This is a genomic window from Paraburkholderia sp. IMGN_8 (assembly GCF_038050405.1).
Classification (GTDB): Bacteria; Pseudomonadota; Gammaproteobacteria; order Burkholderiales; family Burkholderiaceae; genus Paraburkholderia.
On the sequence record NZ_CP150900.1, the window covers coordinates 2,467,148 to 2,482,770 of the forward strand.

At 60.9% G+C, this 15,623-nt stretch carries 9 protein-coding genes; 5 read left to right on the forward strand and 4 right to left on the reverse strand.

Translation table 11 applies throughout. From position 1 onward, the window contains the following. The first annotated feature begins 153 nt into the window (after nucleotides 1–153). A complete protein-coding gene (hpaC, locus tag WN982_RS11485; protein ID WP_341312134.1) occupies nucleotides 154–675 on the forward strand; it encodes a 4-hydroxyphenylacetate 3-monooxygenase, reductase component in 522 nt (173 codons plus the stop codon). 1,070 nt (nucleotides 676–1,745) lie between these two features. On the opposite strand, the gene WN982_RS11490 is transcribed toward hpaC, so the two are convergent. The 3 genes from WN982_RS11490 to WN982_RS11500 form a co-directional block, all read right to left on the reverse strand. Further along, nucleotides 1,746–2,960 carry a porin gene (locus tag WN982_RS11490; RefSeq protein WP_341312135.1) on the reverse strand — a complete coding sequence of 405 codons (1,215 nt, stop codon included), beginning with the start codon at nucleotides 2,958–2,960 and terminating at the stop codon, nucleotides 1,746–1,748. A gap of 161 nt (nucleotides 2,961–3,121) precedes the next feature. Then, complete coding sequence (locus tag WN982_RS11495) at nucleotides 3,122–4,573, reverse strand: APC family permease (protein ID WP_341312136.1); 1,452 nt, start codon at nucleotides 4,571–4,573, stop codon at nucleotides 3,122–3,124. Between the two features lie 292 nt (nucleotides 4,574–4,865). Then, nucleotides 4,866–5,864 (reverse strand): AraC family transcriptional regulator, encoded by a 999-nt coding sequence (locus WN982_RS11500; RefSeq protein WP_341312137.1) that lies wholly within the window; start codon nucleotides 5,862–5,864, stop codon nucleotides 4,866–4,868. 189 nt (nucleotides 5,865–6,053) lie between these two features. Here WN982_RS11500 and WN982_RS11505 point away from each other — a divergent pair, with 189 nt between their 5' ends. From WN982_RS11505 to styD, 3 genes are all read left to right on the forward strand, one after another. Then, nucleotides 6,054–8,039 (forward strand): primary-amine oxidase, encoded by a 1,986-nt coding sequence (locus WN982_RS11505; RefSeq protein WP_341312138.1) that lies wholly within the window; start codon nucleotides 6,054–6,056, stop codon nucleotides 8,037–8,039. Then, on the forward strand, nucleotides 8,020–9,123 hold the full coding sequence (locus WN982_RS11510) for a hypothetical protein (RefSeq protein ID WP_341312139.1): 1,104 nt from the start codon (nucleotides 8,020–8,022) through the stop codon (nucleotides 9,121–9,123). The genes WN982_RS11505 and WN982_RS11510 overlap by 20 nt, the downstream gene beginning before the upstream one ends. Before the next feature lie 197 nt (nucleotides 9,124–9,320). After that, nucleotides 9,321–10,802, forward strand: a complete 1,482-nt coding sequence (gene styD / locus WN982_RS11515; protein WP_341312140.1) for a phenylacetaldehyde dehydrogenase StyD — start codon at nucleotides 9,321–9,323, stop codon at nucleotides 10,800–10,802. Between the two features lie 440 nt (nucleotides 10,803–11,242). On the opposite strand, the gene WN982_RS11520 is transcribed toward styD, so the two are convergent. Then, nucleotides 11,243–14,332 (reverse strand): acetoacetate--CoA ligase, encoded by a 3,090-nt coding sequence (locus WN982_RS11520; RefSeq protein WP_341312141.1) that lies wholly within the window; start codon nucleotides 14,330–14,332, stop codon nucleotides 11,243–11,245. A 345-nt stretch (nucleotides 14,333–14,677) separates the two neighbouring features. On the opposite strand from WN982_RS11520, the gene WN982_RS11525 reads away from it, so the two are divergent. Beyond that, a complete protein-coding gene (locus WN982_RS11525) occupies nucleotides 14,678–15,613 on the forward strand; it encodes a LysR substrate-binding domain-containing protein (protein WP_341315776.1) in 936 nt (311 codons plus the stop codon). Nucleotides 15,614–15,623 lie beyond the last annotated feature (10 nt).

A 15,623-nucleotide genomic window follows, 5' to 3' on the forward strand; every position in this document is an offset into this window, starting at 1 on the left:
GCGCGGATACGCGGGCCTTTGTGCGTGAGTTAGGGAAAGCTTTAGACACGTTGGGAAAGACGCCCGCCTATACGGCGCTCGCGCGGATTTTTTTCCGTGTGCGGATTGATTACGCTTGGAACCAGCTCCTCACTTCGAATCCTGGAACCACATATGACGTCGACCCCACATCCCAACCCGGACGCCGATGCGAAGCAGCAGTTTCGTCAGGCCATGGCGCATCTGTGCGCGGCCGTCAATGTCGTCACGACGGCCGGCCCGCACGGACGCTGCGGCGTCACCGCGAGCGCCGTGTGCTCCGTGACCGATACGCCGCCGACGCTGCTGGTCTGCCTGAACCGCTCCAGCGCCATGCACGCGACCTTCGAAGGCAATCGCCATCTGTGCATCAACGTGCTGCCCGGCGAGCACGAGCTACTCGCGCGCCACTTCGCAGGCATGACCCAGGTGCCGATGGCAGAACGTTTCGGCTGGCCGATCTGGGACGACGGCACGCACGGCGTGCCTGTGCTGCGCGATGCATTAGCCAGCCTGCAAGGCGAAATCGTCGAAATGAAGGAAGTCGGCTCGCACTCGGTGATGTTCGTCAAGACTGCGCGCATTTGCGTGCGCACCGATGGCGATGGACTGATCTACTTCGACCGCAATTTTCATCGCATCAAGCGCTCGGCTTAGTATGGAGCGTATCTGCAGCGTGAGGCCCCGTCCGAAGCCTGCTCAAAGCATGCCCGCGCTGTCCGTGTCGAACTGAAACTGCGGGACCGCCGTGACGGTTTCGACGAAACGGTCGATCACATCACGGTCTGTGCGCCTGCGCGGCGCTTTATGTTTTGTGTGCCTGCGGCGGTGGTTTTTTCTTTTTATATTGGTTTATTGGCGTTCCCCCTGTGCGGGGGGGCACCTACTTTTCTTTGCCGGCCGCAAAGAAAAGTAGGCAAAAGAAAGCGGCTCAAACCGCTAGCTCTTAAGCGGGTCCCCTGGCTTGGAGGAGGCAGTGGAGCATCTGGAATCCGTGCTCTCGCACACTCCGCGCTGGTGACAAGGCAGTCATACTTCCGGCGGCGCTGCGCGCGCCGCAGCGGTGCTTCCCAAAACCGATGGGGCGTGTACGCCTCCGGCATCATTCTTCCCGCCTCGCACTGCGTGCTCGCCGGAACGGTCTGCAAGGGAAATCCTTGGCTTCGATTGTGCGTAGCGGGTGCCATCGGCTTCGCCTCGGCGTGGCGCCCAGGTGCGAGTGCAAGCCACCACTCCGAGTAAAACATCAGCGCCTTGGCAAGGCATTGGAGACATGAGGGGCATTACTCCAAGTGAGCCGCTAGCGACTCGGCGGAGCATTGGGGACTCGAGGATTGGAGACTCGAGGGCAAGCCCCTGCGCCGAACCAGGCGCATGCGCCAAAACCGCCAGGCGGTTTGATGAAGTACCGCTACGGCCCGCGCAGCGCCGCCGGAAGTATGACTGCCTTGTCACCAGCGCCGAATGCGCGAGAACACCGATTCCAGATGCTCCACTACCTCCTCCAAGCCAGGGGACCCGCTTAAGAATTAGTGGTGTGAAGCCGCTTTCTTTGCTTACTTTCTTTGCGGCGGCAAAGAAAGTAAGTGCCCGCCCCGCACAGGGGCGACGCTAATAAACCACTAAAAAAACAAGGAAAGGCCAACGCCGCAGGCAAACAGCCAAGAAGCGCCGAGCAGGCAAAAAAACCCAACGCCGTAGGCAAAAAAAACCACCCCCATAGCCACTCAAAAATTATGCCGAACCCCAACGATCACAGAGAGTTGCTTATCGGTATTAGAGTTCACGATATTCGGAATCTGAGCGAGATTCTCCGTCTGCCCTGTCGACGGATCAATCCCAAGCCCCGCACCCGACGATTTCTGCCCAATCGCCACCGCATAAACAGCCGTCCGCTTGGACAAACTATAAACCGCCCCAAGGTTGACCTGATGCACCCGCGTCGAAGCACTTCCACTCGGCTTGGCATCGTTGAAAATATAAGCAAGACCCAGCTGCAAATCAGGCGCAAGCATATAGGTAGTGTTCAACTCAGCAATGTCGAACGAAATATCCGAGCCGGCAGGCCTCGCCGCAGTAACGAAATACTGACTTTGCGACAACCGCGTATGCGTATAACTCACTGCGACATTCGCCTTGCCGAAGGCATACGAACCCCCTGCCCCAAAGATCCTCACCTTGCTGGCATTCTGCAACAGGCAATACGACGCATCGGCATTAGTGCAACTGAAGTCTCCGATATACCCGGCCGTACCACCCAAAGCCGCCTGCAACGGCTGATTCAACTCCAGATAACCCGCGCTCAGCGACAACGGCCCTTGCGCGTAATTCGCCGCCAGCGCCCAGCCCTTGTTCTGCGAGAAATTGCCCGCCACGCCACCAAGGCTGAACAACCCGCCAACCGTCAAACCACCGAAGCTCGGGCTCAGGTACTTGATCGAGTTGTTGAAATTGAACGCTTCGTTGAGATTGTCGACGTCGCCGAAATGCGAACCGTACAGCGTCGCCCAGTTATTGCTCGACGCATACGCACCCATGTAATCGGAGAACGGATCGTATTGACGGCCGAAAGTCAGCGCGCCATACGTGCCGTTGTTCAATCCGACCCATGCGTTGCGGTTGAACAGCGTATTCGATTGCAACATCGCGCCGTTGCCGATCAGAAAACTGTTCTCCAGCGTGAAATTGACGGTAGTGCCGCCGCCGATGTCCTCGGCCCCCGTCAGACCCCAGCGCGATGGCACCAGGTTGCCGCCCGCCAGCTGGTAGTTCGCGTGGCCGTTGGTGCTGCCGTCGGCGAGCGTCGTCTGCTGGTTGGTCGTGTAGACGACGCCGGCGTCGATCGTGCCAAAGAGCGTCACCGAAGATTGCGCATACGCGCCCATCGCGAGGCCGCACGCGGCCAGCGCAAGCGCCGAGCGCTTGACGAATGTGTGTGCCATAGTTTTATCGAGAAGTGAGAGTGTTCAACGAAGAAGAACAACAGCGCCCCGCTGCCGGTCGAGGATGAACGGCAGCCATTGCTGCTTGACGAAACGTCGGTAACGTCGGAAACGGAAAAAACGGCGGAGACGGCGCGCCCTTAGCGCAGCGCGCCGTTCGATCACTGGCCGAAGCGCGCGTAAATATCGGGCCGCGTCCGGCGCAGAATGAGACCGATCACGACGCCGATCAGCGCCACCGCGAATACGATCCATGGGAATGACTTGACGATCGGGCTATCGGAGCCGCTGAGCGCATCGAGATTGCGCACCAGAATCACGCCGATATACAGCAGGCCGATGCCGCCCACCAGCGGCGCGATAAACGAGTGCCATACGCGTGTGTCCTTGCGAGTCTTGCGGAAGAACGCGATCACCGAAAAACTCGTCACCGCTTGCAGCATCACAATGCCGATCGTGCCGAGCGCCGAACTCCAGCTGAACACGATGTTGAACGCATCGCTGCCCGCTGCGATAAAGAGCCCCAGCAACACGCACACCGACAGCGTTTGCAGATAGCTCGCGACATACGGCGACCGATACCTGGCATGCACCCGGTTGAGCGCTTGCGGCAGGATGCCTTCGAGGCTCAACGCGTGGATATAGCGCACCAGCGTGTTATGGAACGACAACAGGCTCGCGAAGATACTGCTGAGCAACAGGAAGCTCATCACGGTCGTCACCGCACCGCCCAGGTATTTACCAGACTGAATGAACCAGAAGTCACCCGGCTGTTTGGTCGCCACCGCGACCACGTCGGCGAGGCCGTATGCGCAGACTATCGTCCACGTGACGAAGGCGAAGAACACGAGGATCAGCATCACCGACACATAAGTCGCGCGCGGCACCGTCACTTTCGGATCGCGGCATTCCTTGCCGTAAATCGCGGTCGCTTCGAAACCGATAAACGATGCGAAGGCGAACATCACCGCAATGCCGAGGTGGCCGCTGAACACATGCTGCGGCGTGAACGGCGCCGGCGTGAGCCCGTTCGGGCCGCCGCCATGCACGACGATCGCAATGGCGAGCAGCAACAGAATGCCCAGCTCGAGACACATCAGAATGCCGAGCAGGCGGCTATTCAGATCGATACCGCGGATGCCGGTGAATTGCACCACTGCTACGCAAATCAGGGAATAGCCGTACCACGGTAGCGAACTATGCAACAACGGCGAGAGGATGACCGTACAGAAGAACCCAAAGAGGCCATACAGCGCGATCTGGATAAACGTGTACGACATCAATGCGACCAGTGCGCCAGCCATGCCCAACGGCCGTCCGAGTCCCGCGGTAATGTACGCGTAGAACGCGCCGGCGCGCACCACATGCCGGCTCATCGACGCGAAGCCCACGCTGAAAATCAGCAGGATCACGCCGGCAATCACAAACGCACCCGGAATGCCCGCGCCATTGCCCAGACTGATCGCCGGCGGCACTGCGCCGAGCATGCCCGTGAGGGGCGCAGCCGCGGAGATCACGAGGAACACGATCTGCCATAGGCCCAGCGTATTGCCTTTCAGTTCCACGGGATTCTCCGCGTCCACCAGACGGGTCGGAGAGTAGGGTTCATTCATCGCTGCCTCTGTGTTTGTTGGCTAGTCCGGAACTCGCCTCAACCCTTGAACCGCTGGTCCAGGCGCTCGCTTTACCGACGTTCGATGGTTCGGTGTGAGCGCATGGTAGGTAGCTAAAAAATAAACGGACTTCGCCAACTACGCCAAATTTTCGATAATTCGCGCCAATGCCAGCAATAGTTCCGAGGGCCGCGGTTCGCAGTGAATGCTTAGGAACCTGAAGTTTTTTTGTGCGGATTGTTAGGTGTTGCGCCGTGCTTTCAGATTGAAAGCAGATGCTGTGCCGCCGCGTCTATTGTTTTTTCCAGTTGCGCGTGGCGCGCCACAACACCGTCGCATCCGCATAACCTACGGCGCGTGCAATCGCGGCATTAGTAAGCCCTTCGCGTTCGAGCAGGCCTTCGACACTGCGCTGCCGTTCTTCGCGCACGATCTGCCGCACGGAAGTCCCCTCTTGCGCGAGATGCCGTTGTAACGAGCGATGCGAGAGACCGAGATCTTTCGCGATGTCGGCGACGATCAGCTTTTCATGCGCGAGCCGCCGCGTCACCAGATCGCGTACCTGTTCGACGATGCTGTGCGGCACCGCATCGCGCGAGATCAGATCGGTGGCGTGGCGTTCCATCATGCGCGCCATCTGCGTATCGGCGCTTTTAAGCGATGCGTCGAGATCTTGCGGACGCAGGATCACGCCATTGAAAGGCTGCTGAAAGCGCACTGGCACGCGAAAATTGCGTGCGTACGGTTTGAGATCCGCGGGCGCGGCATGTTCGAAATGCACTTCGACCGGATTCCACGCGGCGCCGCGCACGACCCGGATCATGTGGCACATCGTCGACAGGCTGTACTCGGCGTCCTGGCGGCGTGGCCAGATTTGCGGATCGGCGATCTGATAGGTCCATATCGGCCATTCGTCGTCGCGCAGCAACTCGCAGGTCGTCGTGTTTTGCCACGATTCCAATGCGGCCGTGAACTTGCGCATCGCCGCGTTCAAGGTCGGCGAAGATAGAAACACCAGGCCCGCCGGCCCCAGTTCGGTCACTTGCAATTCGCTGCCCAGCCGCAAGCCGAGCGACGGCTCGCCGAGCACCTCGGCCGCGCGCTCGAAAGCCGCCACGTAGCGCGTGAGCGGCAGCATCTCATACGGATTGGACAGGAGCCGCCGGCTCATGCCGAACGCCGCGAGCAGCGCATCGCAATCGGCGCCCGATGCATCGAGCGCGCGCACAACCGGCCCCATCACGGCGGCACGAATCATCGGGAAAGTGCCGTTGAGCGTGACTTTTTTCATCCTGAGTGTCTCCTCCTCAGTCTTACCGGGGTCTTCCCTCCTGGCGCACTTTATCGCTCATTTGGCGCGATAAGCAAGCGCGAAAATATTATTGGGTTCCTACGATTTGCCATCGACTCAGCGTTTGCCGCGCGCCATCCGTCCACGCGAACACGCTGTCCGGTCCAGCACACTCCTTACGGGAATCCTATGAACACGAATACCACGAAAGCCGCTCACGTCCCCGTTCATCCGCTCGATCCGCTGCGGCCGGACGAAATGCAGCTTGCCTGCGACCTCGTGAAAGCCGCTGAAAAACTCGACGCGCATGCGCGTTTTCCGGTCGTCGAATTGCGCGAGCCGCCGAAGGCCGAAGTGGTTGCGTTCAAAGCCGGCGAATACTTTTCGCGCACGGCTTTTGTGCTGGCAATCGATCGCACGAACGGCGCGACCATTGAATTTCTCGTCGACCTCGGCGAAAAGAAAGTCGCCTCGCGCAAGGTGTTGCCATTCGATCAGGCACCCTACGGCCAGCCGCCGGTGATGATCGACGACTTCATGAACGCCGAACAGATCGTCAAGAACGACGACGCGTGGCGCGTCGCGGTGATGAAACGCGGCCTGACCGAGAAAGATCTTGAGCGTGTGCAGGTCGATCCGTTTTCCGCCGGTTGCTTCGATCGCGAGAACGAAAACGGCCGGCGCCTCGTGCGTTGCGTGAGCTATTACCGCGAGACCGTGACCGATAACGGCTACGCGCATCCGATCGAGGGCGTGGTCGCGGTGGTCGATCTGCTCGAGAAGAGAGTCATCGAACTGGTGGACGACGGCCGCATCATTCCAATTCCGCGCGCGAAGCACAACTACGACACGCCGAGCCTCGGCGAGCCGCGCGACACGCTCAAGCCGCTGTCGATCAGCCAGCCTGAAGGTCCGAGCTTCAAGATCGACGGCTGGCACGTGAGCTGGCAGAACTGGACCTTCCGCGTCGGCTTCACGCCGCGCGAGGGACTGGTGTTGCATCAGCTCTCATGGGACGACGGCAAGAACGCGCGCCCCATCATCTACCGTGCGAGCGTCACCGAGATGTGCGTGCCCTATTCCGATCCGAGTACGAACCACTACTGGAAGAGCGCCTTCGACGCGGGTGAATACGGCCTCGGCAAACTCGCGAACCAACTCGAACTCGGCTGCGACTGCCTCGGCACGATCCGCTACTTCGACATTCCGTCCGCCGACGATTTCGGCAATGCATTCCTGATGAAGAACGCCGTGTGCATGCATGAAGAAGATTACGGCACGCTGTGGAAGCACTACGAATTCCGCACCGGCGTATTCGAAATGCGCCGCTCGCGACGCCTCGTGATTTCGTTCTTCGCGACCGTCGGCAACTACGACTACGGTTTTTACTGGTATCTGTACCAGGACGGCACGATCCAGCTCGAATGCAAGCTGACCGGCATCGTGCAGACCTCGGCCGTGGCGGACGGCGACACGTATCCGTGGGGCGGCATGATCACCGGGAACCTCGGCGGTCCGACTCACCAACACTTCTTCAACGCGCGGCTGCACATGATGGTGGACGGCGAGCGCAACTCCGTGACCGAACACGAATTCGTCCCGCGTCCAATGGGCGAAACCAATCCGTACGGCAACGTCTTCGACACCACCAGGCGCGTCTTCAAGACCGAGAGCGAAGCCGCGCGCCTCGCGAACGGCAGCACGGGACGTTACTGGAAGGTGATCAACCCGAATGTGAAGAACGCCGTCGGCGCGAACCCGGGCTACAAGCTGATCGTCAACGACTCGCCGCTGATGCTTGCCGACGAACGTTCGAAAGTGCGCCAACGCGGCGGCTTTGCGACCCGTCACGTGTGGGTCACGCCGTTCGATCCGGCCGAGCGTTATGCGAGCGGCGACTATCCGAACCAGCACTCCGGCGGCGACGGCTTGCCGCGCTATATCGAGGCGAACCGCAACATCGAGAATGAAGATCTGGTGTTGTGGCACAGCTTCGGCCACACGCATGTGTGCAAGCCCGAGGACTTCCCGGTGATGCCGGTCGAGTATGCCGGCTTCATGCTCAAGCCGAACAACTTCTTCTCCGCCAACCCCACGATGGACTTACCGTCCGAGCGCGATCAGAACAGCGTCGAAGACGGCAAACCCGCGGATCGTGCCTGCTGCAAGCACTGACCCGACGATGCACGGCGTGCGGCATGGCGGCTACGTTGCCGGAACGGCATGTGCGCTCCTTGCGAGCGGCGCCGCCGCGCTGGTGACGCGTGCCGGCCTCGGCCAGCACGCGAGCGCGCTGTGGATGAGTGCGCTGACGTTGGCAACGATGATGATCGTGCCGACGCTGACGGCGCGTTCATCCGTTCGTCGCTCTTCGTTGCCGACTGCCGCGACGCTGATCGTAACGATGATCGCAATGAGCGTCGTTCCGCCGTACCTGACTGGGTCAGGGCATGGTGGCGCGCTTGCGTCTCTAATCATGGCAATGGGCATCACGTTATTGTTTTACTGGCTGCGTCTTATTGGCCGAGCCAACGAGCCACTGAACGATTCGAAGCGAACCGAGGACGAATCGCCGAAGGCGCTTCACGCGCCGGGCACGGCGACGTTACTCGCATTACTTGCGGGCGTTTCGAGCGGCAGTCTGGCGCGTTTTCAGCTTTACGCGATTTGCGGCGTGGGCGGTACTCAACCGATCTGGCAGGGAATGCTTTCGGTGATTGCCGTATGCGTGCTGGCGTTAGCCGCCGATCGGTCTAGCCAACACAGAATGCTGACGGCGTTATACATGATACGTGCAGCGCTAATAGGAGCGCTAGCTGCCGCAGACACTCCGGCGCTGGCCCCGCTGGCAGCGAAGATCTTTCTGGTTCTCGACTGCCTGACGATACCAGCGCTAATGAACGTGGGTGGCAAATCGAGCAGCGTATTCAGCGCGGGCTGCTCCGGTGCGGCACACCACATGGGAATGGTGCTGGGTGCAGCGCTATCGACGACACCCTACTTCTTCGGCGACGGATTCATCGTGCTATATGCGCTGAGCGCGGTGGTGAACATGCTATGCGCGGCGACGTTGACAAAGAAAGGGCGCAGCAAAGGAACGAACCAACAGCACCGAAACGTGGACCACCGCCAGGCAGACCGTTCCGCGGAGCACGGAGTGCGAAGTGGGAAGAATGACTGCCTTGTCACTGACGCGGAGTGCGCGAGGACACAGATTCCACTCGCACCACTACCGCAACTGCGCGAGGGTCCCGCTTAAGAGCTAGCGGTTTGAGCCGCTTTCTTTTGCCTACTTTTCTTTGCGGCGGCAAAGAAAAGTAGGTGTGCCCCGCACAGGGGCAACGCTAATAAACCAATAAGAAAGCAAGGAAAGGCAACGCCGTAGGCACACAGAAGAGAAATCCAAATGCAAATCAAAAGCGCAACTCCGACCCAACCCTGCTGGAGACAAACCAAATGAACGACCAAGTCAGAACAGAGACCCTTCACACAAAAATGTTCATCAACGGCGAACCCACACCAAGCGCCGCAGGCAAAACCTTCCCGATCTTCAACCCCGCCACATCAAAAGAACTAGCCCAAATCCCCGACGCCACAGCGGAAGACATAGACCACGCGGTAAGAACATCAAAACAGGCCTTCGAATCCGACACATGGCGCAGAATGCCGCCCTCCACCCGCGAGCGGTTGCTACTAACCCTGGCCGACCTCGTAGAAAAACACACAGACGAACTAGCGACACTAGAAACCCTAAACCAGGGCAAGCTACTAGCCTTCTCAAAGATGCTGGAAGTAGCAGGCAGCGTGCAATGGCTGCGTTACATGGCCGGCTGGGCCACCAAAATCGAGGGCACGACCCTCGACCTCTCGATCGCCTTCCCGCCGGGCACCCGCTACAACGCCTCGACCAAACGCGTGCCGGCAGGCGTAGTGGCAGCCATCGTCCCATGGAATTTCCCGCTCCTCATGGCGGTATGGAAAATCGCGCCGGCGCTCGCTTGTGGCTGCACTGTCGTGCTGAAACCTGCTGAAGAAACGCCTTTGACCGCGATTCGTCTCGCCGAACTGGCTTATGAAGCAGGCTTCCCACCTGGCGTATTCAACGTCGTCACTGGCCGCGGTGAAACGGCTGGTGCGGCACTGGTCAAGCATCCTTTGGTGAACAAGGTAACCTTCACAGGTTCGACTGAGGTGGGCCGCATCATCGGCCGCCAATGCGCTGACGATCTGAAACGCGCGTCGCTGGAATTGGGCGGCAAGAGCCCCGTTATCGTGCTCGACGATTGCGATCCGCGCACAGCGATTGAAGGCGCCGCTGGGGCGATTTTCTTCAATCATGGCCAGGTTTGTACCGCGGGTTCGCGCTTGTATGTCGCGCGGTCGATCTACGACGAAGTGGTGCAAGGTATCGCCGCTGTGGCGGATGGAATTGCCCTAGGCTCGGGATTCGATGCTGCGGCGCAGATGGGGCCGATGGTTTCGTCGCGGCATCGGGATAAGGTTGTGGGCATGATTGCGCAAGGCAAGGATGAAGGGGGCGAGGTTTTGTCTCGTGATTCTGCTTCTGCTGATGGTGATGGGTACTTTGTTCGGCCTACTGTGATTGCTAATCGGGCGTGTAAGCCGCTTTCTGTCGTTAAGGAAGAGGTTTTTGGACCTGTGCTTGTGGCTATGCCTTATGACGATCTTGAGGAGGTTTTAGCTCAGGCTAATGATTCTGAATATGGGCTTGGGGCCAGTGTCTGGACTAATCAGCTCGATAAGGCCCTGAGGTTGGTCGATGGGATCGAGGCCGGAACGGTTTGGGTCAATACCCATAATATGGTTGATCCTGCTATGCCGTTTGGAGGGTTTAAGGCGTCCGGGATCGGACGCGAACACGGGAGGGCTATTGTGGATGCTTATACTGAATGTAAGTCGGTTTGTATTGCTTATTGATTGGTTTTTTGTCTGCGCGGCGCTTATGGTCTGTACGCCTGCGGCGTTGGCCTTTCCTTGAATTGATATTGGTTTATTAGCGTCGCCCCTGTGCGGGGCGGCACCTACTTTTCTTTGCCGGCCGCAAAGAAAAGTAGGCAAAAGAAAGCGGCTCAAACCGCTAGTTCTTAAGCGGGTCCCCTGGCTTGGAGGAGGCAGTGGAGCATCTGGAGTCGGTGCCCTCGCGCACTCCGCGCTTGTGACAACGCAGTCATTCTTCCGGCGGCGCTACGCGCGCCGTAGCGGTACTTCTCAAAACCGATGGCAGATAAACGCCTCTGGAATCATTCCTCCCGCCTCGCACTACGTGCTCCGCGGATGGGTTTACCTCGGAAACCAAAGGGTGTTCGGCGTTCAACCATTCAGGCATGCTGGGCGGGACTTTCTTGTTCGCCCGTTTTTCACAAGTTCTCCAGTCTTTCGTCCAGCAGTGCCGCGACTCGTTGGACGTTCGGCTCCACGATCATGTCTCCATGACCACCCGAGACGTCCGCTACCACCAGGCCGGCGCGCGCAATCCTTCGCCATAGCGGCATAGGGTCGCCTCGCTCCCGCTCGGCTATCGCCGCGCGTAGATAAATGATCGGACCGGCATCGTATGGACGCGGGCGGTAAGTCATCATCGCCGCACCCATCGTCTCGCGGATGCGCCGCAATGTCGGTGGCAACGTCGCCGTGAATGGGTCGGGACGGCGCACGCTGCGCCCCGTTCGGCGGCGCATGATGTCAGTTACACCCATCAGTTTGGCGGCTAGATAGCCCGGTAGTTGGGGGGCCGGTACCTCGCGGAGCTTGCGCCATTGGCCGCCAGCCATGCGCCAGCGGTGCCGCACTCGCACGCTCAGTGGCAGAAAATCCTCGTGCACGTAGGTGTCGAGCAAACACAGCAACTCGATTCGTTCGCCCGCGCGCCGCAGTTGCTGCGCAATCTCAAACGCCACCAGGCCGCCGAATGAGAAGCCCGCTATCGCGTACGGGCCGGCCGGCTGCGCGCGGCGCATCTGTTCGACGTAGCTGGCAGCCATGTCCTCGACGCGTCGATGAGCCGGCCGTTCGCCGTCCAGGCCGCGTGCCTGCAAGCCATACACCGGACGCGGACTGCGCAGCGCATTCACCAGCGTCAAACACTCCATCACCGAACCGCTCACGCTGTGCGCGAGAAAGATCGGTGTGCCCTCCCCGGCGCGCACCTGCACAAGGGTCGGCGATGCGGCGGGTTGCTGCGCACTGGCGTCGATGGCAGCAGCAAGGCTCGCGATCGTCGGCGCGACCATCAATGTCGCCAGCGGTATCGCGCGGCCCGTCGTCTGGCGTATCTCCGCGAACATCCGCGCGGCAAGCAGCGAGTGGCCGCCCAGGTCGAAGAAGTTGTCGTCGCGGTCGATTGGCGCGAAGTCGAATAGTCGCTCCCAATGCGCCTGTAAATGCCGTTCCAGCAATTCGCGCGTCTCGCCCGGCGGCGGAATCTCACGTGTGGCAAGGTTCAGTGCAGGATGATTGCGGATCGCGTCGAGGCAGGCCGGGTTGCGCAGCGCAGCGGCGTTGCCGGCCGGTAAGCCGTTGACCGCCTGGCGCGCCGCCGCCTCGGACGGCTTGCCGTTGTGCGTGACGGGCAATGCGTCCACGGCAATGATGCGGTCCGGCACATGCGCGGGCGATGCGCGCCGCGCGAGGTCGCGTCGCACGCGCGCGGCCAATGCGCCGTTCAGCACGCAGCCGTCGCGCAACACCAGTAACAACACCACGCGCGGCTCAACGGTCGCAGCAGCGGAGTCGCCTGCCGGCGCGGCGCGCGCTTGCTGCTGCACAACCATTGCCTCGCGAATCTCGGGGATGTCGTTCAGTACGCGGTAAATCTCCCCCGGGCCGACGTTGATGCCGCGCACATTCAACAAGCCATCCGAGCGGCCGTGCAGACGCACGGAGCCGTCCCGTAAAAACTCGACAAGGTCGCCGTGAGTCCAGACGCCCGGGTTGTCGGCGAAATAGGCCGCGTGAAAGCGCGTGCCGTCGGCGTCGCCGAAGAAACCGAGCGGACGCGACGGAAACGGATTCGTACAGACCAGTTGGCCGGCACCGTCCGTGCGCTTACCCCGCTCCCATGACTGAATGTCCAGCCCGAGACTCTTGCATTGCGCTTCGCCCGCGTAGACCGGCAGGTTCGGGTTGCCCAGCACAAAGCAACCGAGAATGTCGGTGCCGCCTGAGATCGATTGCAACGGCAGCGGCTTGACGTGATCGCGCACCCACGCGAATTGCGCGTCGTACAGCACCGCGCCGGTCGACATCATCGCCCGCAATGCGCCCAGATCGAACTGCTTGCCTGGCGCGAGTCCGGCCTCCTCGCTCATTTTCAGGTACGCGGGGCTGGTGCCGAATACGCTGACGCGCTCGTCGGCCACGAGGCGCCAAAGTGTGTCGACCGTCGAAATCGGACCGTCGTATGTGACGATCTCGACGCCCGACGCCAACGCCGACAATTGCCAGTTCCACATCATCCACGCGCAACTGGTGTGGAAGAACAGCCGGTCGCCTGGCCGCAGGTCGCTGTGCAAGCGGTGTTCCTTCAGATGTTCGAGCAACACGCCGCCGGCGCCGTGCATGATGCATTTCGGCTTGCCCGTGGTCCCCGACGAAAACATGATGAAAAGCGGCTGGTTGAACGGAAATTGCCGCCACACGAAGCGGGTTGCGTCGCCGCTCGCGATCAGTTCATCCACCGCATACACAGCCGGCTCGACGGTGCCCGGCAAGCTGCCGCCATCGAGCGCGACAATGCCTTGTAGCGACGGCAACGCAGCGGCCAGCGCGGCGACGTTCGTCTGCACCGGCGTGCCGGTGTCGAACGGTTGTGCGGCGGTGTGCGCGAACAGGAGTCGTGGTTCGAGCGGCGCGAAACGGTCAAGCATGGTCTCGACGCTCATTTCCGGCGCAACGGTCGATAGCGTGGCGCCCAGCGCGGTGACGGCCAGCGCGGTCACGATCGCGGCGGCGTCGTTGCGCATCACGGCGATCACCCGGTCGCCCTCGCTCAATCCCAACGCCGACAACGCATCGGCCAGACGCGCAACGCGTTCGCGCAATTCGCCGCGGTTCAGGCGCAGCTTGCGGCCATCCGCGTGACAGGCCGTGAGTGCCGGTGCTTGCGCCGGCGCGACCGCGAGGCTCAGCAGCGCGTCCGCATAATTCAGGCGCACCTGCGGGAAGAAACGCGCATGCTCGCACTCATCGCCCACGCATGCAGGCTCGGTGCTGCCCGACCAGTCCACGCCTTGCGACCACTGCAACAGGAATGACCAGAAGGTCCGGTAGTCCCGCACCGAGAAATCGTGCAGCGCCTCATAGTTTGCGAAGATGTGGCCGGTATGAGCCTCGAGCGCGCGCGTGAGCGCCGTCATTTGCGATGCCGCGGCACGATCCGGCTGGATGCCGTAGATGGGTAGGCGCGGTGCGGCGCTGGAAGAAGCGTCGAGCAAATCCGATCGATCCATTAAAAGCTCCACGTTTTGCGCGGGCGAGCACCATCCCGGCCGGGACCCGCCGCACAAATTTCGTTTTGTCGAGAGAAATCCAACCGGACGAACCCCTGCCCGGCGCTACCTGGGCAAGCGGTCTTGCCGAGTCTTTCTCTAGTACCGGAGCCTAGTAGTTGACCTCTTTTAACTCTGTGCGACATCGTACGAACGGCACGCGGCGGCGTCCCGCGACTTGCGCGAGGCCACGACCAAATTTCACGACACCGATGCGGCGCCGGCGCGGCGAGCACGTAGAATAGCCAGCGGTTTTCTGCTTTTCTGCAATCGCGCAATCGAGTCGAGACAGCCTTGAAACGTAAAATGCCCGCGCTGAACGCGCTCAAAGCCTTCGAAGTCGCCGGCCGCACAGGCAGCTTCACGCGCGCCGCCGAGTTGCTGAACGTGACGCAAAGCGCCGTCAGCCGGCAGGTCCGGCAACTGGAGGCGCAGCTCGGCGAGACGCTATTGCTGCGTCACCATCACCACCTGGAACTGTCCGCCGCCGGGCGTGTCCTGTTGCAGGCCCTGCAGCAATCGTTCGACCGGATCGAACTGACGGTGCGCAGCCTGCAGGAAAAGACCCACCGCAATCGATTGCGCATCAACGCGCCGCCCACTTTTACGAGCCGCTGGCTGATGCCGCGGCTGGGGCGTCTGCGTGACGCGTATCCGCATCTGGAATTGAGCCTGTCGACCCGTGTCGACGACAATCTGGCCGAGTCGGGCGTGCTCGACTGCGCGATCCGTTTCGGCAATGGCGAGTGGGAAGGTTTCGACAACCGTCTGCTGATGAACGAGCGGCACATCGCGGTTTGCGCGCCCGCGTTGCTGGCGCGCCAGGCCGGCCGCGCGGCGATCGATCTGAATCAGTTCACGCTGTTGCACGTGCTCGCGAGCGCCGATCAGCGCTACCTGACGTGGCAACATTGGCTGAAGGCCGCCGGCATCGAAAATGTCGACACACGTGGCGGTTACGAATTCGACCTGCTCGATCATGCGATTCGCGCCGCGACCGACGGGCTCGGCGTGACGATCGCCGATCGTCACATGATCGCGCGCGAACTGGCGGAGGGACAGCTGGTGCAGGTGCTAAACGTGCATGTCGACGGGCATCAGTCGTACTGGCTCGTCACGCGCGCCGGACAGGACGAACTGCCGCACGTCGCGCTGTTTCGCGACTGGTTGCAGCAGGAGATCTGGCTCAGCGAGCGGGCACTCGATTCGTCGGAGTCAGCGCAGTTGGGCGACGCGCTTTGAGTTGCGTCGA

Coding starts and splice junctions, on each gene's coding strand:
- hpaC (WP_341312134.1), top strand. CDS start 154: ATGACGTCGACCCCACATCCCAACCCGGACGCCGATGCGAAGCAGCAG.
- WN982_RS11490 (WP_341312135.1), bottom strand. CDS start 2,960: ATGGCACACACATTCGTCAAGCGCTCGGCGCTTGCGCTGGCCGCGTGC.
- WN982_RS11495 (WP_341312136.1), bottom strand. CDS start 4,573: ATGAATGAACCCTACTCTCCGACCCGTCTGGTGGACGCGGAGAATCCC.
- WN982_RS11500 (WP_341312137.1), bottom strand. CDS start 5,864: ATGAAAAAAGTCACGCTCAACGGCACTTTCCCGATGATTCGTGCCGCC.
- WN982_RS11505 (WP_341312138.1), top strand. CDS start 6,054: ATGAACACGAATACCACGAAAGCCGCTCACGTCCCCGTTCATCCGCTC.
- styD (WP_341312140.1), top strand. CDS start 9,321: ATGAACGACCAAGTCAGAACAGAGACCCTTCACACAAAAATGTTCATC.
- WN982_RS11520 (WP_341312141.1), bottom strand. CDS start 14,332: ATGGATCGATCGGATTTGCTCGACGCTTCTTCCAGCGCCGCACCGCGC.
- WN982_RS11525 (WP_341315776.1), top strand. CDS start 14,678: ATGCCCGCGCTGAACGCGCTCAAAGCCTTCGAAGTCGCCGGCCGCACA.